Raw genomic sequence first — 1,160 nt, 5'->3', positions numbered from 1 at the left:
GCGCCCAGACCGAACTCGGTGTCGTTGGCGATCGCCAGCGCTTCGGCTTCGTCCTTGAAGGTGGTGACGGCCACCACCGGCCCGAAGATTTCCTCCTGGAACACGCGCATCTTGTTGTGGCCTTTGATCAGGGTCGGCTGCACGTAGTAACCGCTGGCCAGACCGCCTTCGAGCTTCTCCGCGGCGCCGCCGGTGAGGATCTGCGCGCCTTCCTGCTGGGCGATGTCCATGTAGGACAGAATCTTGTCGAACTGTTGCTCGGAGGCCTGAGCGCCGACCATGGTGTCGGTATCCAGCGGGTTGCCGCGCTTGATGGCCTTGATCTTCTTCATCACCACTTCCATGAAGGGCTCGAAGATCGACTCCTGAATCACCGCGCGCGACGGGCAGGTGCACACCTCGCCCTGGTTGAAGAACGCCAGTACCAGGCCCTCGGCAGCCTTCTCGATGAACGCCGGCTCGGCATTCATGATGTCTTCGAAGAAGATGTTCGGGCTCTTGCCGCCCAGCTCGACGGTGCTCGGAATGATGTTTTCGGCAGCGCAACGCATGATGTGCGCGCCCACCGGGGTCGAGCCGGTGAAGGCGATCTTGGCGATGCGGGTGCTGGTGGCCAGCGCCTGACCGGCTTCGCGACCGAAGCCCTGGACGATGTTCAGCACGCCCGGCGGCAGCAGATCGCCGACCACTTCGATGAACACCATGATCGACAGCGGCGTCTGCTCGGCCGGCTTGAGCACGATGCAGTTACCGGCGGCCAGCGCCGGCGCGAGTTTCCAGGCGGCCATCAGCAGCGGGAAGTTCCACGGGATGATCTGCCCGACCACGCCCAGCGGCTCGTGGAAATGGTAGGCGGCGGTGTGCTCGTTGATCTCGGCGGTGCTGCCTTCCTGCGCACGGATGCAGCCGGCGAAGTAGCGGAAGTGGTCGGCAGCCAGCGGCACGTCGGCGTTCAGGGTTTCGCGCACGGCCTTGCCGTTGTCCCAGGTTTCGGCGACGGCGAGCTTTTCCAGGTTGGCTTCGATGCGATCGGCGATCTTCAGCAGGATCAGCGCACGGTCCTGCACCGAGGTCTTGCCCCAGGCATCGGCGGCGGCATGGGCAGCGTCCAGCGCACGCTCCACGTCTTCGGCGCCCGAACGCGGGAACTCGGCGATCAC

At 64.8% G+C, this 1,160-nt stretch carries 1 protein-coding gene; it reads right to left on the bottom strand.

Features of this window, described 5'->3' with window-relative positions; all coding sequences use genetic code 11:
• Positions 1 to 1,160: aldehyde dehydrogenase family protein (locus U8L64_RS00350; RefSeq protein ID WP_333392724.1), on the bottom strand; the 1,160-nt coding region annotated here is incomplete at its 3' end.

This window comes from Pseudomonas sp. FIP_A4 (genome assembly GCF_036701605.1).
Taxonomy (GTDB): Bacteria; Pseudomonadota; Gammaproteobacteria; order Pseudomonadales; family Pseudomonadaceae; genus Stutzerimonas; species Stutzerimonas phenolilytica.
This window is presented reverse-complemented; position numbering and strand designations above follow the sequence as displayed.